Origin of the sequence: Streptomyces sp. NPDC052042 (assembly GCF_044548345.1) — a bacterium.
In the GTDB taxonomy this organism is placed as follows: domain Bacteria; phylum Actinomycetota; class Actinomycetes; order Streptomycetales; family Streptomycetaceae; genus Streptomyces.
This window is the reverse complement of record NZ_JBIUBU010000020.1, coordinates 94,922-116,841: the sequence shown is the minus strand read 5'-3', so window position 1 is coordinate 116,841 and position 21,920 is coordinate 94,922. Positions and strand designations below refer to the sequence as shown.

Annotated in this window: 18 protein-coding genes; 16 read left to right on the top strand and 2 right to left on the bottom strand. The window is 67.7% G+C overall.

Going from position 1 to position 21,920, the window contains the following annotated elements:
- The first annotated feature begins 402 nt into the window (after positions 1 to 402).
- From ACIHCL_RS27720 to ACIHCL_RS27665, 12 genes are all read left to right on the top strand, one after another.
- Positions 403 to 804, top strand: coding sequence for a hypothetical protein (locus tag ACIHCL_RS27720; RefSeq protein WP_399865948.1), 402 nt, complete (start codon positions 403 to 405; stop codon positions 802 to 804).
- Positions 805 to 991: 187 nt separating this feature from the next.
- Positions 992 to 2,299 carry a hypothetical protein gene (locus ACIHCL_RS27715; protein ID WP_399865947.1) on the top strand — a complete coding sequence of 436 codons (1,308 nt, stop codon included), beginning with the start codon at positions 992 to 994 and terminating at the stop codon, positions 2,297 to 2,299.
- 57 nt (positions 2,300 to 2,356) lie between these two features.
- Entirely contained in the window at positions 2,357 to 4,600 is a 2,244-nt protein-coding gene (locus ACIHCL_RS27710; protein ID WP_399865945.1) for a phage tail tip lysozyme, read from the top strand.
- A 223-nt stretch (positions 4,601 to 4,823) separates the two neighbouring features.
- Positions 4,824 to 5,834, top strand: coding sequence for a hypothetical protein (locus ACIHCL_RS27705; protein WP_399865943.1), 1,011 nt, complete (start codon positions 4,824 to 4,826; stop codon positions 5,832 to 5,834).
- Positions 5,831 to 6,520 (top strand): hypothetical protein, encoded by a 690-nt coding sequence (locus ACIHCL_RS27700; protein WP_399865940.1) that lies wholly within the window; start codon positions 5,831 to 5,833, stop codon positions 6,518 to 6,520. Before ACIHCL_RS27705 ends, ACIHCL_RS27700 begins: the two co-directional genes overlap by 4 nt.
- Positions 6,521 to 6,594: 74 nt before the next feature.
- A complete protein-coding gene (locus ACIHCL_RS27695; RefSeq protein WP_399865939.1) occupies positions 6,595 to 7,389 on the top strand; it encodes a hypothetical protein in 795 nt (264 codons plus the stop codon).
- On the top strand, positions 7,386 to 8,171 hold the full coding sequence (locus ACIHCL_RS27690; protein WP_399865937.1) for a hypothetical protein: 786 nt from the start codon (positions 7,386 to 7,388) through the stop codon (positions 8,169 to 8,171). The genes ACIHCL_RS27695 and ACIHCL_RS27690 overlap by 4 nt, the downstream gene beginning before the upstream one ends.
- A gap of 91 nt (positions 8,172 to 8,262) precedes the next feature.
- Positions 8,263 to 8,775 carry a hypothetical protein gene (locus ACIHCL_RS27685; protein WP_399865935.1) on the top strand — a complete coding sequence of 171 codons (513 nt, stop codon included), beginning with the start codon at positions 8,263 to 8,265 and terminating at the stop codon, positions 8,773 to 8,775.
- The gene (locus ACIHCL_RS27680) at positions 8,775 to 9,812 is read left to right on the top strand and encodes a hypothetical protein (RefSeq protein WP_399865933.1); all 1,038 of its coding nucleotides are present in this window, start codon (positions 8,775 to 8,777) and stop codon (positions 9,810 to 9,812) included. The genes ACIHCL_RS27685 and ACIHCL_RS27680 overlap by 1 nt, the downstream gene beginning before the upstream one ends.
- 92 nt (positions 9,813 to 9,904) lie before the next feature.
- On the top strand, positions 9,905 to 12,211 hold the full coding sequence (mobL, locus tag ACIHCL_RS27675; protein ID WP_399865931.1) for a relaxase MobL: 2,307 nt from the start codon (positions 9,905 to 9,907) through the stop codon (positions 12,209 to 12,211).
- Between the two features lie 10 nt (positions 12,212 to 12,221).
- Positions 12,222 to 12,977, top strand: coding sequence for an SGNH/GDSL hydrolase family protein (locus ACIHCL_RS27670; protein WP_399865929.1), 756 nt, complete (start codon positions 12,222 to 12,224; stop codon positions 12,975 to 12,977).
- 328 nt (positions 12,978 to 13,305) lie between these two features.
- Positions 13,306 to 13,854: a hypothetical protein gene (locus ACIHCL_RS27665; RefSeq protein WP_399865926.1), complete on the top strand. Its 549-nt coding sequence runs from the start codon at positions 13,306 to 13,308 to the stop codon at positions 13,852 to 13,854.
- Positions 13,855 to 13,970: 116 nt separating this feature from the next.
- Here the strand turns inward: ACIHCL_RS27665 and ACIHCL_RS27660 are convergent, their stop codons facing one another.
- Together ACIHCL_RS27660 and ACIHCL_RS27655 are read right to left on the bottom strand one after the other, a co-directional pair.
- Complete coding sequence (locus tag ACIHCL_RS27660) at positions 13,971 to 14,543, bottom strand: ATP-binding protein (protein ID WP_399865924.1); 573 nt, start codon at positions 14,541 to 14,543, stop codon at positions 13,971 to 13,973.
- A complete protein-coding gene (locus ACIHCL_RS27655; RefSeq protein WP_399865921.1) occupies positions 14,540 to 14,893 on the bottom strand; it encodes a hypothetical protein in 354 nt (117 codons plus the stop codon). Before ACIHCL_RS27655 ends, ACIHCL_RS27660 begins: the two co-directional genes overlap by 4 nt.
- Before the next feature lie 246 nt (positions 14,894 to 15,139).
- Here ACIHCL_RS27655 and ACIHCL_RS27650 point away from each other — a divergent pair, with 246 nt between their 5' ends.
- From ACIHCL_RS27650 to ACIHCL_RS27635, 4 genes are all read left to right on the top strand, one after another.
- Complete coding sequence (locus tag ACIHCL_RS27650; protein ID WP_399865919.1) at positions 15,140 to 16,009, top strand: helix-turn-helix domain-containing protein; 870 nt, start codon at positions 15,140 to 15,142, stop codon at positions 16,007 to 16,009.
- Positions 16,006 to 16,215 (top strand): DUF397 domain-containing protein, encoded by a 210-nt coding sequence (locus ACIHCL_RS27645; RefSeq protein ID WP_399865916.1) that lies wholly within the window; start codon positions 16,006 to 16,008, stop codon positions 16,213 to 16,215. The genes ACIHCL_RS27650 and ACIHCL_RS27645 overlap by 4 nt, the downstream gene beginning before the upstream one ends.
- A gap of 323 nt (positions 16,216 to 16,538) precedes the next feature.
- Positions 16,539 to 19,466: an AAA family ATPase gene (locus ACIHCL_RS27640; protein ID WP_399865913.1), complete on the top strand. Its 2,928-nt coding sequence runs from the start codon at positions 16,539 to 16,541 to the stop codon at positions 19,464 to 19,466.
- 162 nt (positions 19,467 to 19,628) lie between these two features.
- Positions 19,629 to 21,812, top strand: a complete 2,184-nt coding sequence (locus tag ACIHCL_RS27635; RefSeq protein WP_399865910.1) for a hypothetical protein — start codon at positions 19,629 to 19,631, stop codon at positions 21,810 to 21,812.
- Positions 21,813 to 21,920 lie beyond the last annotated feature (108 nt).

Below are 21,920 nucleotides of genomic sequence, written 5' to 3'. Positions count from 1 at the left end.
GGGCACAGCCACAGGGGCGGGGTTCCGGTGGCATAGCAGCGCGAACGGTGATGCTGAGGTCGCACGCTACACAGTCCATCATGCGCATTCCACAGAGCGGGGCCGCCATCGGGGTGCGGCCGGGCCGTGTCGACGTTTCGCCTCATCTTTGATGACCTTTCAGCAATCTCTCTGAGAGGATTCTCGACTTCCACTCTCAAAACGAGTCAAGTCATGTAGATTGATCAGCGAAAGGTGCACATATACGAGTCAGAAAGGCGGGCTACATGACGCGTCAAAACGTTTCAATCATCTCTCAACTCGTTTCGACATGTATGCTCTATTTAGGCGAGTGAGCTGTGCTTGTTGCCTCGCGACTCACTGTCATGTCGCAATCGACTCGAAAGGCGAGAGGAAAGAACGATGACGAAAATCTCCGAGGCGGCCACCCTCGCACTCGCACAGGTATCGCTGCCGCCCGCGGCGTGGGACCTGACGAGTTTTCTGCAGAACGCGAAGTCGCAGATCCAGCTGTGGGGCGGACTGCTGCTCATGGCGCTGGGCGCTGTCGGCCTGGTCTGGGGCGGCGTGCTCCTCATCAAGAAGCTGATGGCCAATCCGCAGACGGCCGGTCACCAGTCGGGCTGGGGAACCATCGCGCTGCTCATTCTCGTCGGCGGTGCACTCGGCACCGGCGGCTGGCAGCTGGTCTCCACGATCGGCTCCGGCGGCCAGCAGACCATCGAAGACCTCGGCAACGGGACCGTCATCGTCCAGACCGCACCCGAGACCAACGGCGTCTACGACATCACTTCCGGCTGGTAGGGGTCCGGCCGGAACGCGCACACGGCCGGGGACAGAGGCGCAGTCGAACCGGGTCGGTTGAGGTGCAAGGCCTCTTCCGGCCCGGTTCGCCTTTTCCGGTCCGGCCCTGACCGGACACCGGCACACGACGGAACGACACGGCACGGCTCCAGGACGGGAGCAGGAACAGGACGGACAGGAAGCGGACATGGGGATCAAGGACAAGGCACTGGCCTTCGGCAGGCGGTTCAAACTCGATTCGCACCACGCCATCGAGCGTTTCGGCGTCTTCTTCGGCGTCTTCGCGCTCACGGGTGCGGTCGTGATCGGCGGGTCGGGGGCCTCGGCTCTCAAGGCCAACAGCGACTCGCTATCGCACACGGCGCTGTACACACAGCAGTTCACCACGTCGAAGACCTCGCTCAAGGGTGACGTCGACGGGGTCTACACCAACGAACAGGGCAGCAAGGCCCTGGTGATGATGCACTTCCCGGCCAACGCGCCGATCTCGTACAGCGCCGCGGACTACCAGGCCTTCCTGCTCGGGTCGGACAAGAACCTCAACAGCCAGGCCGTGGAGACCAGCGGCATCAGGGGCTCCTTCTACGTCTTCGGATCGACCGGCTACGTCGGGGTCCTACTCGACGCGGACCGGCCTTTCGCCCAGCAGGTGCTCAACCTGACGCTCCGCGCGAACGCCGAGCTGTCGCACGACGAACGCAAGCAGGACAAGGGACGCGCCGACGAGCTGGCCGGGGACGCCAGCTTCGACAAGTACGACCAGTGGCGGGTCTTCTTCAACCCGGGGGCGAAGGAGACGACGGAGATCCCGGCGCTGGACGCGGTGAACTTCGACCCGGCGCAGGCCTACTACGACATCGTCGTCCACAAGGAGGAGGAGACGCCCCGCCAGGAGCTCGACCACAAGCTCATCGCGATGCGCGCGAACCTGGCCCAGATCCAGGCGTACACCTCCGACCTGGAGACGACCAAGGTCGACGGCCTGTTCCTGCGGCCGCCGTCGGTGCCGGAGGCGATCGCCGACGACGCGGTCACGGGCAGCTCGGCGTCGGAGTCCCAGGACGGGGAGGCGACGCTGGCCCTGGAGACCGAGCACACGGTGCCCGACGGCTTCGACTTCGACTGGCGCGAGGGCAACGTCTACGACGGCTACCTGGACGACCTCGTTCCCTCGGGGCAGAGCTACGTCGAGTTCCTGGCCAAGAAGCGCGCAGAGGGCTCCGACGGGGTGAGCCAGCAGATCTCGGCCATGCAGTGGATCCTCTCGGACGGCTCGAACCTCCGGAGCGACTACCAGTCCTCCGACGTGACCATGCGACCCCTCACGAACGTGATGAACAACCTGTCGCAGGCCTACCAGAGCTACGCCAAGACCAAGTCGGAGTACCAGTCGGATCTGCTGCTCGGTCTCCTCCGGCTCGACGTGAAGCTGCGCGACGTGCAGTCCAACAGCTCGGTCCGCGACGACTCGGAGGTCCTGACGACGCTCTACTGAGCGCCGCCCCGCGGACCGTGACCACGACCACCAGACACCGAGCCAGAGAGGAACAGCATGGCCAGCAAGCCGAAGAAGCAGGACGAGCCGGCTCAGTCCGGGGTGACGGACGGGCGGCGGGGCGCGAAGAACCTGCCGCGCGGCGAGGGTGCGAACGGGGCGCGGGGAGCGGAGAGTTCCGGGCCCGAGCAGCCCACGACCCGCGGCGCGCCCCCGGCCGAGGTACCGGCGCACCGCGGTACCAGGGACCTGGGCGGCGGCACCGCGCCCGAGTCCGACGGGACGAAGGCTGCCGCGGCGGCGGTGGCGGACACGACCGGCACGGCGGGCAGGGTCGCCGGGGCGACGGGTACGGCGGGCGGTGCCGCGAAGGCGGCCCAGGGCGCGGCCAGGGGAATGGACGGTGCGGTGGCGAACGCCGCGGGCGGCGCTGCGCAGAAGGCTGTCGCGGGTGACGGCAGCAGCGCGGCCCGGCGCAATGCCGGCCGCTACGCCGGTGCTGCGGCTTCCGGTGCCGTGGCGGGTGCTCAGGCCGGTGCCGCCGCAGGCGGCGTCGGCGCGGTGCCCGGTGCTGTCGTCGGCGCGGCGAAGAACGTCGCGGTCGAGGCCGGGACGGATGTCGTCGAGGGCGTCTCCAAGGTCACGGGCGGCGGCCCTGCCGCCGAACCGGCGGACAAGCGCCTGGGTGCGGGCGGTACAGGCTACCAGCGCGTCGGCCAGAAGGACGCCGACGGCCTGGGCTCGAAGGCCGCCAAGGGCGTTGCGGTCGGGGGTGCCGCCGCGGCGGCACCTCAGGCGATGGGCGTCCTCATGGCGATGGCGCTGCTCAACTGGCTGAAGTCGATGTTCTTCACGGCCATGGCGATGGTGGCCAACGCCGCGCACGCGATATGGATGTTCGTTCTCAACACGATCAAGGCCATCGGTCACGCGATCGCCGCGCCCTTCCTGGCGATCGGCGGGTTCATAGCCAAGGGTGCCGGTGTGGTCCTGGGCGTCACGGTCGCGGCCGCGGTGGCACCCGTGGCGGCGGTGACCTCGGGCGTCGTCGCCATGGTCGCCGCGGTGGCCCTGGTGGGCACGGTCTTCACCGGCATCCTGAACAGCACCGCTCTGGCGGAGGGGCAGATTGGTTCGAGCCGGGTGCCCTGTGTGGTCAACGCGGGCAACCGCGGTCCGGGCACGGACATCCCGGCGGACGGCGATGCCAACGCGCGGGTCGTCTACTCGGTGCTCAAGACGTGGGGCATGCCCGAGGAGAACATCGCGGGCATCCTGGGCAACTGGAGCGCGGAGTCGGGCATCGACCCGACGTCGGTGCAGGGCTTCTACACCGACAAGTACGTGATGACGGCTGAGAAGAAGAGCGCCTCCACGGACACCGACAACGGAATCGGTCTGGGGCAGTGGACTTTCGGCCGGAACTCCAAGCTGCGCGAGTACGCCGCGTCGAAGAACGTCGATTGGTGGACGGTCGAGGCCCAGCTGGCGTACATGGTGGAGGGCGACAACGCGGGCAGCATCGATGTCATCAAGGACATGCTGAAGACCTCTCAGGGCTCGCCCGGTGCGGCGGCGCTCCACTTCCACGAGGAGTGGGAGATCTCGGCGGACGGGCCCGACGGTCTGCGGAACAGGCAGAACCTGGCCGAGACGTGGTACGGGAAGATGAGCGGCTGGACGGTCGACCGCAACGCCGTGGGCGGCGTGGAGAACATCGTCGGCGGGGTCATCGACAGCATCGGCAACGGCCTTGTCACCGTCGTCAACAAGTGCGACCCCAAGGGCACCGGATCGGTCTCGCTGAAGAACGGCGGGCTGACGCAGGAGGAGGCGCAGGCGCTCGTCGATCTCTACAACCAGGAGGGCGACAAGTTCCTGGACGACCGGTATCCGGGCACCGGGCCGGGCACGTGCGACTACGGCGAGCTCGCCGGGCGGAAGTCGGCCAACTGCGTGTCGTTCAGCACCTACTTCGTGAACAAGTACACGACGTACCAGCACTACCCGTACGGCAACGGCATCGACACCGCGTACACGATCGCGGCGGAGATGGGCAAGAGGATGTCGTCCACGCCGACGCCGTACTCGGTCGGGTCCGGTCCTGGATCGAGTTCGGCGGGTCACACGTTCGTGGTCCTGGGCGTCCAGGGCGACCAGGTGATCCTGGGCGAGGCGGGGTACTGCGCCTTCATGGGCCGGGTCCGGGTGGACAGCGCCGCGGCCCTGGCCGCGGAGGGCTGGATGTTCGTCGACATGTCGGACGCGATGCTGCCGGCGGACCAGATCAAGAAGGCGTGACGGCCCTGGGGCGGGCCGTCCAAGAGCCGGTGTCCGTGTTCCGGACACCGGCTCCGCCGTGTTCGCACGGGCGGGAGCCGGGCCGGTCTGTGACAGATTTCCAGGGAATCTCCCAGAGACATCCGAGAGATCTATCGACTGGCCTTTCAGGATCGATGTCGAGTCATCACTGAGATAGGATTTTGTCGTATATGAGGGCGATATCGAGTGAGGAGTGCGCAGCGTGACGACAGCCGACGAGAAGACCGGGGGCGCTTTCGGCGAGGGGCCGGACGACGGCCCGGACCTGTCGCCGCGCGAGGTGCAGGACACAGGCCCCGACACCCACACCGTCCCGCAGGCACGCAGGAAGCTCACCGGGGCCGAGCTCGAAGCACGCTTCGACAGCTGGCGCGCCCGTCGCGACGAGCGCGCCCCAGAGGACGGCGCACGGACGCTGCGCAGGGGACTGGGCGCGGTCATGGGCGCGGGGATCGTCGCCCTGGTCGTCGTCTCTGCCCTGACGGGCAACAGCTTCGGGACGGACCGGGCCGGGAACGACGCGCGGATCACGGCCCTGGAGAAGGAGGTGTCCCAGGCCCAGGCGGTGTCCGAGGAGACGGACATGTCCGGGCGGATGACGGCACTGACCCACGCGGCGGCGGCCGACGCCGGCCAGGTCGCGGCCGCGCAGCAGGTCTACGCGCAGCTCCACCACGATGCGACCACGCAGCCGGACACGGGCAACGGTGCGCCGAACAAGGCGATGCTCGCGACGGCCGAGCACCGCAGGGACCTGGCCCCGCACTTCAGTGAGCGCTCCTACCTCGCCGACGACGACACGGCATACGTGTGGCAGAACGTCAATCCGTTCGGCCCGGACCGGATCGATCCGCGCTTCCCCTGGTACGTCCGCTACGACGGGGACAAGGCGTCCACACCGGATGCGTACACGTGGAAGACCGAGACGGTGATGCCGGACCTGGACTTCCGGGACGTCCCGGACCGGACGGACAGGGCCCGGGTGGTGTGGCTGTGCCGGGACACGGAGACCGGGGACGCGCTCGCCTGGGCGAGCGCCGTCTACGCCTATGACGGCACCAAGGGCGTCTTCGACGACCTGGCCCTCGTCGTCACCGCTGCCGGGGCGGCGCATCAGCATCCTTCGAAGCGGGCGCAGGGCGCGCCGGAGGTCCCGGAGATCAGCGGCCTGGGCACCGGCGGACAGGACGAGGGTGAAGGAGGGGACCGATGAGCGGACCGACGAGCGGAGTTCTCCCTCGGCGCAACGCCTGGGTCCTGGCGGTCGCGGCGGCTCTGGTGCTGGTCGCTGTCCTCACCGGGCTCACGTGGGCCGGGCAGCGCACGGCCCTGGAGACGCAGGAGTCCCGGATCGGCGAGCTGGAGGGGCAGCTGAAAGCAGCTCAGCTGAAGAACTCCGAGCGGGTGGAGAAGGACGTGCTGGAATCCCTCGGGGTCAGCCGGAAGCGGCTGGACGCGGATGCCAGGATCATCACCTCGCTGGTCACGACGGCGTTCACCTGGGACTCGGGTGAGGCCTACGAACAGGCGCGCACGCGACTCAAGGACAAGTACGGCCTGGCCGAGGACGGCCCGTTCCTGAAGGACTTCATGCCGTCGTCGCGGTTCAACGAGGACGACACCGGCAAGCGGTACTACTACATCGACACGGCCGGGATGAGATCGGCCGTCGGCGACGACCCGGACATCGAGGTCGTCAAGGTCAGCGCGGGCGACTACGTCTACGCCGTGCTGGTCGACGTCGCGGTCACCTCCAGCGCGGTCGAGCGGAACGACACCCCTCCGGGGGCGATCACCGCTCACCGCCGGATGCTGCTCCACATCACCGTCGACGCCGAGGGCGGCGTCTCGGGTCTTTCGGGGATTCCGGCAAGTGGTTCCACTCATCTCTCAGGATGATTCTAAAAAACCATTTGACTCGTCTTATTGATAGAGTTGACTGGCATTCGAGAAGAACAGCGAGTTGAGTGTCAATGGCATCGACAGAGAACAAGGAGTCAGCCGGACAGGCCGATATCAGCGTGCACAGAAAGCGTTTCACCGCTTCTTCGGACACCGGGCGGGCGGCGGACGGCACCGACGCCGGGAAGCAGCCGAGGGCCTCGGGCGCGCTGATGAGCCGCACAGCGGCGATCGGCGGCGTGGCCATGGGGGCCGCGGCCCTGTTGTGCTTCGTGCTGGCCGTCGGTTTCTCCGGGGGTGAGACCCCGGTGAGCGAGGAGACCTCCCGTCAGGTCTTCTCCCTGCGCGAGCAGATCCGCCTGGCGGAGGCTCTGCCGGACGCCAAGGACGCGGAACGCGCCCTGGTCATGGCCCGAACGTCGGCCGGCCAGGTCGCGGCGCTGCAGAACGACTACCGGTATCTGTCGCCCCGCGTGGCCGCCGCAGACGGAAGGCTCGGCACCGACGCCATGATGACGACCCGCCGGAACCTCATCCCGTACTTCGGGCCGACGGTCGGCCGGGACTCGCTCGCACCCTGGTATCTGCTGGCGAGCGACAAGGACGTGCCCGAGGGCATCGGAATCCCGATGGGCTTCGACTCCGGTTTCCACTGGAGCGCGCAGACGCCTTTCACGGTGAACGACGACGGCACCGTCCCGGTCACCTGGCTGGCGGTCGAGACGCGGCCCGCGGCGGAACAGACCCCGGTGGTGCTCGCCTGGGCCCGCGCCGACTACGACACGACCCGCAAGACGTTCGTGAACCTGGAGACCGGCGTCACGGCCCCCGGCGAGGAGCTGCGGCTGGAGGTGAAGGCGTCATGACCGTCGACGTGAAGCACTGGCTGCGCGATCACGCGGGCAAGGTCCTGGTCTGCGGCACCGGTGCCCTGCTGGCGCTGTCCGTGTTCTCTCTGGGAACCAGCCTGCTGGCCGGGGAATCGGACGAGGCCGAGAGGCAGGCGGCGCGGCTCATCGTGAAGCTGGAGAACGACCTCGCCGCCGCACAGGACGCCCTGGAGAACCGGCACGAGGCGCTTCTGACGGCCCTGCCGGGCGTGGACACCGAACGGGTCCGGCATGACGCGGCCACAGGACGGTCCATCCTGCTCAGCCTCACCGACTCCTCGGCGTCGAGCCGGGACGTGAAGCAGACGCAGGTGCTGCTGGACGCCCGCTACGAGTTCCTGGACAACGGATCGCGAGTCCTGACCGAGTTCATCCCCGAGTGGATGACGGCGACGGGATCGAGCAGGGGCGTCGGGACGGTCTACACGCCGGCACAGCTCGACATCGACGTGAGCGGCATCCACGGCCAGGACTACTCCTACGCCGGAGTGACCCGGATGGATCCCGTCGCGGTAAGCGGACCGGACAGCGCGAGCGAATACGTGGTGTTCACCTACCGCACCGCCCAGGACGGCACGGTCACCTCGCTGGACGCCTACCGGGCATCGGACAAGACCCGCGACCTCCTCGCCGCAGCCGGAGAAGAGCACGGGGCGGCCGCGACGGGCCGTGCCGCGACGCCCACGACGACGGCGACGGCGACGCGCGCACCTACACCGACGCCGACACCGGCTCCCACGCGGAGCACGGGCGGCTGATCCGCCGGACGGAGCACCGGGCTGCACCGCTTCTTCCCGCCACCCCCTCACGGACACGAGACACGCAACGACGACACGAAGGACAAGACCCATGACGGCCAGGACCCTGGACAGGACCGAGTACGAGCAGACCGGCGAGACCGCAATGGCTGCCGCACCGGCGCACAAGCCCGCCGCGCGCAAGCCCGCCGAGAAGAAGAACAGGCGGCCCGCGAAGGCCCCCAGGCCCTGGATCCCGGTCGCGATCTGGACCGTGTTCATCCGCTCCGTTGTTCTGATCGCCGACTACCTGCTCGCGTACGTGACGGCAACGGTCGTCATCCCGATGCTCGGTGCCTGGCTGCACCAGCAGTCCGGCGCGTCGCAGGGTGCCCTGACCTCGGCCGGGACGATCGCGATGTGGCTGACGCCGCTGCTCTTCCTGGTGCTCCTGATCACCGCAGGTGTGCTCGTCCTCATGCGCGGCCTGTGGCGCTGGGGCACGCGGCTGATCCAGAAGGTCCGCGACGGACGCACCGGCGGCCCCGATGCCGCGCTTTCGCGCGCACCCGCCGCACAGACCGAGACCCGAAACAAGAAGAACACCAGGAAGAGGAGCAAGTGATGCGTACCGCAGGACTGACGATGAACGACGTGTGGGCCGACCGGATCCTGCGCGAACGCGGCGTCGAGACGTACCGCTACGAAGGACTGGACGCCGACATCGGCGTCCTCGTCGAATCGGCAGAGCTCAGGCACCGGGGCAAGGAGGAGAACCACCGGCCCTACCTGCACATCACCGGAGAGCTGCGCTCGATCACTCCGGCCGAACCGCTGCCGTACGGGATCTCCCAGGTGACCTACTCCCCCGGCCAGGGCGAGAAGGTCGACGCCTTCTACGAGTTCGACAACGAGCAGCTGGTCGCTCTGACCCGGAAGGGCTACTTCTCGCGGTCCTTCGGCGTCCCCGAGCAGATCACGGGCATCGAGTGGGAGCTGCCCGCCACGGTGGACGCGCTCGTGCTGGCCCCCTCGGGCACGGAGTCCGAGTCCGACGTGCCGGTGGTGTTCACGCAGGTCCACGGCACCGCAGGACTCGAGATCGACCTCACGTCCTCGGGCTACGACCTCACGGACTACTTCGCCGATCACTCCAAGGGCAGCGCCGAGCGCACCCAGATCCTGACCGACGAGCGGGCACTGCGGGCGCGCTCGGACGCGATCAACTCGCTGTTCACCGAGGACGAGCTGGACCTGACCGAACAGACGGGACACCCGGCGAGCCCCGCCGTCCAGGAGGAGACCGAGGCCGACGAGGTGAGCAGCGGCCTGCTCCAGGTCGAGGCGGAGATCGCCGCCGAGCGCGAGGAGTACCTGGCCCAGCGGGAGCGCACCGCGGGCACGCCGGAGAACCTCTACCACGAGCGCGTGGCCCAGGCGCTGCAGGCGGGCGAGCCGGAGGCCGGCCAGGTCGCTGCTCCCCCGCGGCCCGCGCGTCCGGCACCGGTCGACCTCGATCTGGAGCTGGAGCTGGAGCTGGACGAGCCGGCCTCCGAGCCGGGCCACAAGGCACCGCGGCGGAGGACCGGCGTGGGCCCCGACGGGTTCGGTCAGACGGATGCGGGACTGCCGCTCGACGACGAAGGCCCCGACTTCGGCTGAGCCGGCGTCTGAGCGCACGACAGGAGCATGGCCCCGGTTGCTGCCCGGCAGCGGCCGGGGCCGTCGGTTTGTGAGAGAAGGGACGTGGACCGATGAACCTGAAGACCGACATCGTGATCGTCAACGAGTTCAGCGTGCCGCTGCCGGGCGGGCGGGGGTCCAGAGGGGGGACGCCCGGGAGCTATGTGACCCGGTACATGGCGCGTGACGGCGCGACCGAGTCCCTGGCCCCGATCCAGCGGCTGCGCACCGACGACTTCATCCTGCGGTACATGGCGCGGGAGAGCGCCGTCGAACGCGCAGGGATCTCCCGCACCGAGGCCAAGGCGGCGATGCGCCAGGCGCAGGGCGACGGCGGTGTGGCGTTCGGGTACGGCTCCGTGTCCCTGTCCGACGAGCAGCTGCGCGCGGCCAGCAGGGACATCCAGCGTCATTTCGACGCGGGGCACACGGTCTTGAAGACGGTGCTGTCCTTCGACGAGGAGTACCTGCGCAGGCACCGCATCGTCGACGAGGACTTCCACTGCGAGGCGCGCGGGGACTACCGGGGCCACATCGACCAGATGAAGCTCAGGACGGCGGTCATGCACGGCCTGGACCGGATGAGCGCGGGCACGAGCGGTTTCGACGACCTGCGCTACGTCGGCGTGATCCAGGTCGACACGGAGCACGTGCACTGCCATCTGGCGATGGTCGACGCGGGCACCGGGTCGCTCGCGAAGGACGGCACCCAGCGCGGCAAGCTGCTCGACCGGCACAAGTCCCGGCTCCGGCGCGGCATGGACGCCTTCCTCGACGAGAAGCAGGCGGTCGCCCATCTCTCCTCCGCCGTCGGCTACGAGCGCCGCAACGTCACCACGTTCATCAAGCGCTGGGCGCACGAACGCATCAGGGCCGAGTCGCTCCCCCAGTTCCTGCTGGCCTGCCTGCCGGAGGACCGGTCGCTGTGGCGAGCCGGGTCGCGCGACCAGCGGATGCGCAAGGGCAACGAGCTGGTCACCGAGCTGGTGACCGAGCAGCTGGAGCGCCCGGGGTCCCCGATGCCCGCGGCCATGGAGAAGATCGTGGACTACGCCAACGAGCGTCGTGAGAAAGAAGGGCTCACGACGGCGCAGTGGCGGCGTCTGGTCGACCGGGGCCGGGACCAGATCACAGAGCGGGCGGTCAACAGCGTGTACCAGATGCTGCGCGCCCTGCCCGAGACCGAGCTGCGCGTCCGCACGCCGATGCTCGACGTCATGGGGATGGACTACGCCCGCATGGCGGTGCTGGCGGCGGACCGGCAGACGGACAGGGGTGGCGGGCAGAGCACCGGGGACGACCTGGTGGCCTTCGGCTTCCGGCTGCGCAGCTACGCCTCGCGCCTGCGGCACCATACGGCCAAGGCGAGCGTCTACCGGGACCTGTCGCGCCAGTGGGAGAAGGCCGAGAGGGCGGGTGTGGCTGCGGAGGACTCCAGGCCGCTCTACGACTTCTACCGGTTCGAGGAGGACTATCACCGGCGGGTGATGGCCAAGTACCAGCACTTCCTGCCTTTCGCCGGGGACGCGGGCCAGTGGTACGAACAGCAGCAGCGGGTGGAGGACTACGGTCAGCGGCTGCTCTCGCTCATGGCGCTGCGTCAGGACGCCTCCCTGCAGCGGATGAAGGACAGCCAGCAGGCCGAGCAGCTGGGCCGGGAGATCTACGGCCAGCCCGGGGGGCGGAATCTCACCCAGGGTGCGGCGGGCCGGGCGGTGCTGGACGCCCGGATCGCGACGATGCGGCTGGCCTACGCGGAGCGTCTGGACGAGCTGCGCGCTGATCTGGCGTCCGCGGGCCTGGTGCTGCGGGTGGCCTCCGCGGGCACGGGCGACGCGGAGAACGGGAAGGACAGTGCCGCCCGGGCCGGTGGCGGTGAGGTCAGTGCCGATCTGGCGGTCGTCCCGGGCACGGCGTACGACTTCGACGAGGTCAAGGCCCTGGACCTGCACCACCTCGGCTACGACTTCATCACCGACGTGAAGGTCGGGCCGAGGGCACGGGCGAGTTTCACGGCGGCGGCGGCCGAACGGCGTCGGATGCTGTTGGCGGCGATGGAGTATCTGGACAAGTCCGGTCAGTCCGAGGCGATCTCCGATCTCCCGGTGGACGATGTCGCGGCGATGACCCGGCTTTCCCGCGAACTGGCCGTTCCGGCCAGGGCCGACGGGACGGGGCCGCTGGTGCTGCGCTCGAAAATCGCCGAACTGCGGGAGCAGAGCGAACAGGCCGCGCGGATGCGCCGGTCGAAGGCGTCGTCGCTGGACGCGGACCTCGTGGTGCGCGTCCAGGCGGAGATCGATGCCGCCGTGAGCAGTACGGACGCGGCCGCATCCGGGTTCCAGGCAGCCGGGGTGCTCGACGAGCCGCAGCACTAGCACATATGACTTGCACGGCGTCATCACCTGGGCACCGCACACCGGGCCCAAGGTCATCGACCGGTTCACCTTCGACAAGTGGATCCGCAACTCCGGTGACTTCGGCTGGCCGACGCGCGACGTCTGGAACGACGGCCGGGGCACGCACGTGCCGTTCGAGAAGACGCACACGATCGCGAAGAACGGCCGCCTCTGGTCCGCGGAGAGCATCAACGGCTCGACCGCGGTCATCATCTGCGACTCGCAGTGCGACCTCGACTCCTGGGGCGAACAGGGCGCTCATATCGGCGGGTACTCCTCGATCGTCGAGCGCGCCTACGGCGGCGGCGGGTACGCGGCCGTGGCCGGTTCGCTCGGCAGCAGCGTGACCGACGCTCTCACCTCGAACCGGATCCTGCTCCCCGAGGGCAGCCCGGGACTGGTGATGCTCACGCTCGGCGGCAACGACGCGACCGAGGGGCGCAGCGACAGCGAGATCGTAGCCGGTCTGCGCCGCACGCTGGACACGGTCCGCGCCGCGTACCCGAACGCACGGATCGTCATCAACGGCGTCATGAGCCGCGGCGACGCCGCTCACGCCGGTCGCCGCCACGTCGATGACGTGGTGATGCAGGAGGCGGCTCGTCAGGGCATCGCGCACATCTCGGTCGCCGGGTGGGGGTCCACGTACGGCGCTCAGTACCAGGACGCCGTGCACCTGACGCAGGCCGGGCACAACAAGATCGGACCCGTCTACGGGCAGCAGCTGCGCAACGTGCTCCGGTGAGCGTCTGAACTGAAAGACCGTCCGGCCGGACACATGGCCCCCGCACCTCTTCCCCCCCACGGGTGCAGGGGTCTCTTCGTGCCGTCCTGGCGACGGTGCGGGCACGACTGGCCCCCTGCGGGCCGGCACCGCGAAAGAGAATGAAGAGAGAGAGGTAATGCAAACGATTCGACAGGTGACTCACTGACGATTCAGAATACTTGTGAATGCTCTATTGCAGTATTAGTCTAAAGAGCGTTCGGCGGTATCACACAGGTCTTGTCCGGACGATGCGAATGATCACGACTGGTCTGCCGAACGGCAGCCGGAATGACGAAAGGGAGAGATCATGGCACTTCTCAAGGGCAAGGGCGCGATGACCGGGGTCAACCTCATCGCGAAGGTCTACAAGAACAACGTCACCAAGGACGGCAAGACGGTGTACGCGGACGTCCAGGTGGACGCCCGTGATGCCCGTGGGCCGAAGCAGACGAATCTGCACCTGAAGTCGGAGCGCGTGAAGGAAGACGACGGCACGACGCGCTTCAACAACGGCGTGCCGTACTCCACCAGCCAGATGGAGGAGATCGCGAAGGCCGCGGGTCCGAACACCGAGCCGATCCTCGACAAGGACGGCAAGGCGGTCGGCACCCTCTACGGCTTCAAGGGCAATGTCATGCCCGCGACGCGAGGCAACGGCCTGGTGGTCAACACCAAGTCGGTCGGCCCCTCGGACTTCAAGGTCGACGGCACGACCCTGAACAACCAGTTCGCCTCGATGCGCGCGGCGCAGACCGCGGCCAAGGAGGCGCGGGCCCAGGCCGCCGCCGCTCCGGAGCAGACGACCGAGGCGGAGCAGACCGCCGAGGCTCGTGTCGACGAGCCGGCGGTCGGCTGAGGCCCGTCACGCGGTCCTGACGGAAGGACCCCTGGAGTGATCTCCAGGGGTCCTTTCTCATGGTGAGAATGGTGTCCCGCCACGAAGGTGTCCGCGCCGTCGGCGTGCACGGATCCTCAGTACATGTGCAGACCCACGAGCAGCCGCTTGAGCAGTCCGGCGCTCGCCATCGCGTGCAGCGGTCCGGGTCTGGTCCGGATGGCACGGCGGACCTCGTCCGGCAACGGCTCCAGCGGTGCCTGGGGTCCGGGGCCGGTGAACCCCAGCTCGGCATACACGATCTTCCCGCCCGTGGACGGCACGGAGAAACCCCATCGCAGGCTCAGGGCCTCCACCAGGAGCAGACCGCGCCCGCTCTCCGCGCCGGAGTGTGCGGCCTGTGCCCGCGGACACTCGGGGCTGCTGTCCCAGACCTCCAGGAAGAGCGTGTCTTCGTGGGCCCGGATCTGCACGGCGATCAGGCCGAGGTCCTCCAGCTCCGGGTAGGTCGGGTCTGCCATCGTCCCGGTCGCCTTCACGGCGTTCGTGACCAGCTCGGACAGGATCAGCACGGCGCTGTCCGTCAGTTCCCTCTCATCGCACCCCCAGGACCGGAGCGTGTGCGTCACGAACGCCCGTGAGCAGCTCACCGCGGACGGAACAGGTGCGAGATGCAGCCAGGCCGCGGTCAGCGACGGAGCCGCGCTCATCCGGGCTTCACCTCCCGACCACCGGACTCGGCCGACGCCGCACTCCCGGCGACCCACACCGGGTGACCGATCCGGCCCGCCAGGTCCTGACAGATGAACTGCGCGAGGTGCGGGTCCCGGTGAAGGTGCGTCAGCGTCGGCATCACGAGACCGGCCCGGGCCACGCGGCACGTCGCCCCGATCCGCGTCCACAGGCTCAGCCGCATCTCGGGGCGGGTCAGGACGAAGGTCTTCACCAGAAGGCTGCGTTGTCGTAACGCGAACCCCTGAAGCGCGTTGCGCATACGTACGACATCCGACGCGGACATGTGGGGCATGCGGTGTATGTAGCCGTAGACGAAGGTGGACAAGGTTCCTCCCTGGTTGGGGCGGAGCACACGGAACCGGTCCTGCGGCGGCGTCAGACGTCCGCAGCCAGGACGGAGTTCGGCCGATCCGCGTAGCGCAGCGCTACGCGTTGGGAGCACCCAGCATGAGCCGTGTCTGTCGCACATGCAACAGCATCATTCGCATCTGATGCATTCGCGATGCCGCTTGGTGTCCCGGCCCGGCATGGGCCAGACTCGGCGCAGACAATCTCCACGAGAGGAGCAGCCATGCCGCCGGCGCGGTCCGTACCGTCGGTCAGCCTCCGCCGTCTTGCAGGCCATCTGAGCAAGCTGCGGACGCAGGCCCGGTTGAGCCAGGAGGACGTCACGGAGAGGACAGGGATCAACCGGGCGACCCTGTACCGCATCGAAGCGGGCCGGTCCCGGCCCCAGAAGCGCACCCTGACCGCCCTGCTCGACCTGTACGGCCTCGACGGGCCCCGCAGGGACGAGATAGTGGAACTCGCGACGAACACCGACCAGCAGGACTGGCTGCGCCCCTACCACGCGGACCTGTCGGAGCAGTACACCGCGTACATCTCCTTCGAGTCCGAGGCCCGCGCGGTCCAGAACTTCGAGCCGGTGTTCATCCCGGGACTGCTCCAGACCGAGGACTACGCCCGCGCGGTCATCCGGGACATCTGGTCGGCGGCCTCGGCCGCGGACGTGGAGCAGCACGTCCGGGCGCGGATGGACCGTCAGAAACGCCTCGCCGGCGCGGACCCGCTGCGTCTGTCGGCCGTCATGAGCGAGGCCGCTCTGCGCCACCACGTCGGCGGCCCCTCGGTCATGGCCGAGCAGCTGCGGCATCTCCAGGCCGCGGCGGCCGCACCGCATATCGATGTCAGCGTGATCCCCTTCAGCGCCGGGGCCCATCCCGGGATGCTCGGTGCGTTCTCCGTCATGACCTTCCCGGACCACCCTGGGATCGCCTACCTCGACGGTCCGGCCGGAGATCTCTTCCTGGAGGCTGAGCCGGATCGGGTTCGGTACACCTCGATCTTCGAAAGTCTCCTGTCGATAGCCCTCGATCACGACGAATCCCGCGCGCTGATCGAGTCTTCCCTGCAACTGATATCTGAGGAGTGCTCAGTATGACCCGACCCGACCTCACCACCGCGACCTGGCAGAAGAGCTCCTACAGCAGCGCCCAGGGCCAGTGCGTCGAAGTGGCGGTGCTGCGGGACGCCGGCGTGGTCGCCGCGCGCGACAGCAAGAACCCGGGCGGCCCGGCCGTCGTCTTCACCTCGGGCGAGTGGGCGGCATTCGTCAACGGCGTGGCTCACGCGGAGCTGACCGCCTAGGCGGCCACCACGAGACCCAGGTCAGCCACGCGGTTCCCCGTTCCCGCCGGGAGCGGGAAACCGTCGTTTCCGGACCCGTGGCCTCTCCACCTCGGGTGGCGTCAGGCCAAAGAGGCGTCAGGCCGGAGAGCAGGCCGCCGAGGCCTGTGCAGCAACACCCGGAACACAGACAGAGCATGACTCGACAGAGCCCCGGAATGCATTCCGGGGCTCTGTCGCATCCTGTCTGACTCGCCCCCAATCCCTCTATCGAGTGTCATTCATGATAATGTTTTGACTGATCTATCAAATGATTCATAGGTTTGTCGAGAGGTATCCGCAGCATGTTCCAGGACGCACGTCTCCATGAGGGCTACCCGCTCCTGTCGACGCTGTCGGACCCGCTCAAGAAGGCCGGGCGGGAGATCATCGGCCGGGAACGCGAGAAGCTGCAGCTGCTGGCGTCGCTGAGCCGCGCGGAGCTGTGCAACGCGTTGCTGCTCGGGCCCGCGGGGTCGGGGAAGACGATGCTCGTCCAAGGGGCCATGGAGCAGGACGCCGAGCGCCTCTACCTGGAGGTGGACCTGGCGCGGATGGTCTCCGAGGCGGGCGACGGCAACCTCATGGCGGCGAAGCTCAAGGCCTTCTTCGACGAGGCCGAGCGTTTCGTGAACGCCGAGGGGCGCGAACTGGTGCTCTTCATCGACGAGTTCCATCAGATCGTCCAGCTCTCCGATGCCGCGGTCGAGGCGATCAAGCCTGTGCTCGCCGCATCGGGAACCCGGGGCATCCGCATCATCGCCGCGACGACGTACGAGGAGTTCCACCAGCACATCTCGCCGAACCAGCCGCTGGTCGAGCGCCTGCAGAGGATCAACCTCAGCCCCCCGGACCAGGAGACGACGATCCGGATCCTGCAGGGGATGGCCGAGCGATACGGGGTCGCCGACCAGTTCTACGACGATCACATTTTCCGCCAGATCTACGAGTACACCGAGCGCTACATGCCGGCCAGCGCGCAGCCGCGCAAGTCGATCCTCGTCCTGGACGGCATGGTGGGCTGGCACCGCCTGACGGGCCGGGCGATGGACCGGGAGCTGCTCGCCGACGTGCTCCAGGAGTCGCTGGGCGTCAACGTGGCGTTCCGAGTCGACGGGGCGAAGATCAAGGCGCAGCTGGACGAGAGGGTCTTCAGCCAGGACCTGGCCACGCGCGCCGTCGCTCGGCGGCTGCAGCTGTCGGTGGCGGATCTGCACGACTCGACGCGACCGATGGCGAGCATGCTCTTCACCGGCGCGAGCGGTGTTGGAAAGGCCACCACAGTGTCCACACGGATCCCGGTTTGGACGCCTGACGGTTCGGTTTCATGGAGGTCGGCGGGAGAGCTTCGGGTTGGCGATTACGTCTTCGCTCGCGACGGCCGTCCGGAGGAGGTGCTCGGGGTCTTCCCCCAGGGTGAGCAGGAAGTCTTCCGCGTGCACCTCGCTGATGGACGGCACCTGGATGTTTCTGGCGACCATCTCTGGTCCGTCCGTCCCACGAACCACAACTCGTCGGAAGGCAGCCGGTGGCGCACCTGGTCGACGCGGGAGATCCTGGAGCGTGGTGTGCTGATCGACAACAGCGCATCGAAGAACGGGCGTGGCACTCCTCGATACGCAATTCCGATGAACGAGCCGGTGCAGTGGCCTGAACGTGACTTTGAGATCGACCCGTACACCGTCGGTGCTCTGATCGGAGATGGGTGCCTCACGGGCCCGACCCTGGCTCTTTCGAGCAAGGATGAGTGGATCGTCGAGCGGGTTGCGGCTGGTGTCGGCGCAGCTGGGTATCAGCGCATGACTGATAAGAACTACAGCTGGCAGTTCCTCCTCGACCCTGAGCGGCATGCGACTGGCCCCACGCGTAAGTGGATGAAGACGCGACACGCGTTGACGGGTGCGGCTTCTCGGCTGATCGGTCACGATTCGTTTGGAAAGCGGATCCCTATGGAGTACCTGACGGCATCGATCGAACAGCGTTGGGAGCTTGTCCAGGGCCTGTTCGATACAGACGGCTCAATTGGCAGTCGTTCTTCAAGTAGTGGACGTCAGAACGTCACCTACGCGACCTCCAACAGCGGACTCGCTGACGACGTTCGACTTCTCCTTCTTTCGCTGGGGGTCGATGCCCGTGTTCGCGTCAATGTGCGACCCGGGTGGCCCAGTCGTGACGGCGGCGTGCGCTCCGAGCGCACGGAGTACACCGTGTACGCCGGCGTCGACAATGAGTTGAAGGAGATGTTCTTCTCGTTGCCCCGAAAGATCGAGCGGGCTCGGGAGGCTGCATCGCAGGTTCGCATCCGGACCAAGAGGCGCGACCAGGTTCCGATTCTTGCGATCGAGAAGCTCGACGCACACGAGGACATGGTGTGCATCTATGTCGCCGATCTCGAGCACCTCTATCAGGCTGGTGACTTCGTCGTCACGCACAACACCGAGCTCACGAAGCAGCTGGCGAAGCTGCTCTTCGGAGACGACCAGCGGCACCTGATCCGCTTCGACATGACCGAGTACGCGGAGGACAGTTCGCTTGCGAGCTTCCGCTCCGAGCTGACGAAACGGGTCTGGGACCTTTCGCACGCGGTGCTGCTGTTCGACGAGATCGAGAAGGCCTCGCCGCTGGTGACACGTGTCCTTCTGCAGGTGCTCGACGACGGCCGGCTCTCGGACGATCACAACCGCCAGGTCAGCTTCCTCAACACGTACATCGTGCTGACGACGAACGCGGGCTCGGAGATCTACCGGACGATCGCCCAGTACGCCTCGGACGACACGGGCTCGGGAAAACAGCTGGAGGCGTACAAGAAGCTCATCCGGCGCTCGATCTCGTCGACGACGGGAGACAACCGCTTCCCGCCCGAACTCCTGGGGCGTATCGACGCGATCATCCCGTTCCAGCCGCTGTCCCAGGCGACGCAGACGAAGATCGTCCGCAACAAGCTGAAGCAGATGGTCCAGGAGGTGCTGGTCAAGCACAACGTGCGGGTCGCGGTGGACCAGCGGGTGCTTCAGTACCTCGTCGAGGACAAGGGTGATACGGATTCCAACGCGGGTGGTGCGCGAACGGCCGTGGCGAAGATGACGGATGAGGTGACGACCGCGGTCGCGGCCTTCATCAACGAGAACCCGTCGGAGCGGCGGATCCGGGTCGATGTCGTCGGGGAGCTGGTCAGCGACGACAAGAAGCTGCTCGTCTCGGATGCGTACATCGAGGTGAGCGCGGTGCGCTGACCCGTGTTCTCGGCTCCGACTCGCCGAGAACATCACTCGACTCACTTTCGGAAACAAGTCAAAGACTTCTCAATCACCTCTCCTTGATGTTATTGAGAGGACGGCGATAGGCTACTCATATACCAGGCGAATTGTGTTTCATCATCGAAGGGATCGACAGCAATGGGCATTCTGGGAGCGACTGCGGGAGGCCGTAAGAAGGATCGGAAGAAGAAGCCGGACGAGCTTCTTTCCTCCGTGGTCAGAGAGACGGCGATCCCGGCGGCGGTCGAACTGCTGCGAGAGAACAGGACTTTCGCCTTCCCCAGCGGCACGGCGTGGGTCATGCTCGTGCTCTCCGCCGACGCCGTCGGCGGTCTGAGCAGGCGGCACGGCCGCGACGAGGCCAAGGGTTCGATCATCGAGCTCATCGACTCGGATCAGATCAGGACCGTGGCGACGGCCGAGATGCTGGAGGAGGAGGTCGTCGGCCTCATCCCCGACGAGGGCACCCTCGCGCGGATGGAGGAGTACTCGCTCCTGACGAATGCCGTGTACGCCTGGGCGGTCGTCTGGCAGAAGCCCGGCGGCGAACTGGTGGTCGATCTGGTCGCCGACGCGACGTTCGCCCAGGCACAGCGTGTGTCCTCGGGGGCCACGTCCCTGAAGGAGGCCGTCGGCGCACAGGTGTGGGCGGAGCACAGCGGTGTCGTCGAGGCGGAGTCCGCCGACGGCGCGGACACCGCGGGCCCGGACGCAGGGCTGGCCACGGACGCAGACACGGACACGGACACCGGCACGGCCGGTGGGCTCGACGATGACGACGAGGGCGACGAGATCTTCGATCCGATCCCCGGCGACGAGGACGATGTGCCGGAGTACACCGGCGACGAGCCGGTCTTCGAGGAGGCACCGGACGAATTCCTCTTCGACGACGGGACCGACGGTCCCGGCCCCGAGGACAGCACGGACACGGACGACTCCGGTACCGGGGTCACGGCCGCGGCCGCAGTCGAGGCCGAGACCGAGACCGAGCCGGCGTTCGACGAGACCGCGGGTTTCGAGGAGGTCGACGGGGACGAGACGGACGTCTACGGGGCCGACGGCCCGGAGACCTACCCCTCCGAGGACGGGGACGAGGTGCTGCTGGCCGACCAGGAGCAGGTGCGCGACGCCATCGCCCGCCGCTTCCTCTCCGAAGAACTCGATCTGGAGGTCCGCCTGGACGAGTTCAACGCGACGTTCGCGATCGGAGCCCCGGTCGTGCAGATCGCGGTGCCGCAGGGCGCGACCGAGTGGCTCGGCGACCAGGTGGCCCAGCTCAACCGGCAGGCGAACGCGGACCTCGCCCAACTGCGCCAGGCGCACGAGGACGAACTGCGCACGCTCTACGTGACCCTCATGTCGGCGCATGTGGAGCAGGTCATCCGCGACGTGGCCACCGACCGTGAGGGATCGCGCTACAAGGCGCTCAAGGACGGGGCCGAGCAGGCGCACCAGGACCGCCAGGGGCAGAAGGAACAGCGGATCAGGGAGGCCCGTGCCCGGATCGTCCAGGACCACGAGGCCCAGGCCAAGAAGCTGGCGGAACAGGCCGCGATCCAGGCGGAGATCCAGTACAAGGAGCGCAACCGCCCCAGGATGGAGCGGGAGCAGGCCGACGCGGTCGCCGAGATCGACCGGGTCATCGAGAACACGCGCTCGCACGACCTGCAGGAGATCCTGCGCGTGCGGCGCGCCGACGCGCAGCTGAAGATGCAGGTCGGCACGAGCCGGATCTTCGAGGTGCTGGCCGAGCGCCAGGCTGAGTTCCTGGCGGCCGAGGAGGAACGCCTGGGCCGGTGGAAGGACGAGATCCAGCGGATCGTGGGCGACAACCGGCAGGCCGACATCGCCCAGGCGAACGCTCTTGCCGAGCACCAGCGGACCGTGGACGAGGTCGGGATCCTGCGCCGCGAGCAGGAGGACCTGCTGGAGTCGCTGCGCAACGAGCACGCCGACCGGATCCGGCAGATGGAGGCGGAGTTCGAGCGCAATCGCCAGGACGCCATCGCGCAGATGCGGGCGCGCGACGCGGAATGGCAGCACCGTCTCGACCTGGAGCAGGAGCAGACCGACTCGGCCACCCAGCGCAACACCGATTTGCTCACGCAGATGGAGGCGCTGGAGACGACAATCGACCGCCGCTACCAGAAGACGATCCTGGACCTGAAGTCCGACCGCGATTCGTATTCGATTGCGATGGCCCGGGCCGCGGAGGTGCAGAAGCGGTCGAACACGGTCCTCATCACCCTCGTCGTCGCGCTCTCGCTGCTCTCTGGTGCGGCGGGATTCATCGGCGGGGCGGCATCGGGTCTGTTCGGCTGAGCAGACCGGATTTCAACAGGGTGATCCGACGGCGCATGGGCTCGTGCTCCATGCGCCGTCGGCGTCTGCGGATGCAGGCGCGGCAGGCGGGAACAACACGAGGCGCAG

Excerpts from the sequence above, each read along its gene's own strand:
- ACIHCL_RS27710 (WP_399865945.1), top strand. The coding sequence starts at position 2,357 with ATGGCCAGCAAGCCGAAGAAGCAGGACGAGCCGGCTCAGTCCGGGGTG.
- ACIHCL_RS27720 (WP_399865948.1), top strand. The coding sequence starts at position 403 with ATGACGAAAATCTCCGAGGCGGCCACCCTCGCACTCGCACAGGTATCG.
- ACIHCL_RS27660 (WP_399865924.1), bottom strand. The coding sequence starts at position 14,543 with ATGAGCGCGGCTCCGTCGCTGACCGCGGCCTGGCTGCATCTCGCACCT.
- ACIHCL_RS27715 (WP_399865947.1), top strand. The coding sequence starts at position 992 with ATGGGGATCAAGGACAAGGCACTGGCCTTCGGCAGGCGGTTCAAACTC.
- ACIHCL_RS27680 (WP_399865933.1), top strand. The coding sequence starts at position 8,775 with ATGCGTACCGCAGGACTGACGATGAACGACGTGTGGGCCGACCGGATC.
- mobL (WP_399865931.1), top strand. The coding sequence starts at position 9,905 with ATGAACCTGAAGACCGACATCGTGATCGTCAACGAGTTCAGCGTGCCG.
- ACIHCL_RS27695 (WP_399865939.1), top strand. The coding sequence starts at position 6,595 with ATGGCATCGACAGAGAACAAGGAGTCAGCCGGACAGGCCGATATCAGC.
- ACIHCL_RS27685 (WP_399865935.1), top strand. The coding sequence starts at position 8,263 with ATGACGGCCAGGACCCTGGACAGGACCGAGTACGAGCAGACCGGCGAG.
- ACIHCL_RS27690 (WP_399865937.1), top strand. The coding sequence starts at position 7,386 with ATGACCGTCGACGTGAAGCACTGGCTGCGCGATCACGCGGGCAAGGTC.
- ACIHCL_RS27700 (WP_399865940.1), top strand. The coding sequence starts at position 5,831 with ATGAGCGGACCGACGAGCGGAGTTCTCCCTCGGCGCAACGCCTGGGTC.
- ACIHCL_RS27645 (WP_399865916.1), top strand. The coding sequence starts at position 16,006 with ATGACCCGACCCGACCTCACCACCGCGACCTGGCAGAAGAGCTCCTAC.
- ACIHCL_RS27640 (WP_399865913.1), top strand. The coding sequence starts at position 16,539 with ATGTTCCAGGACGCACGTCTCCATGAGGGCTACCCGCTCCTGTCGACG.
- ACIHCL_RS27635 (WP_399865910.1), top strand. The coding sequence starts at position 19,629 with ATGGGCATTCTGGGAGCGACTGCGGGAGGCCGTAAGAAGGATCGGAAG.
- ACIHCL_RS27665 (WP_399865926.1), top strand. The coding sequence starts at position 13,306 with ATGGCACTTCTCAAGGGCAAGGGCGCGATGACCGGGGTCAACCTCATC.
- ACIHCL_RS27650 (WP_399865919.1), top strand. The coding sequence starts at position 15,140 with ATGCCGCCGGCGCGGTCCGTACCGTCGGTCAGCCTCCGCCGTCTTGCA.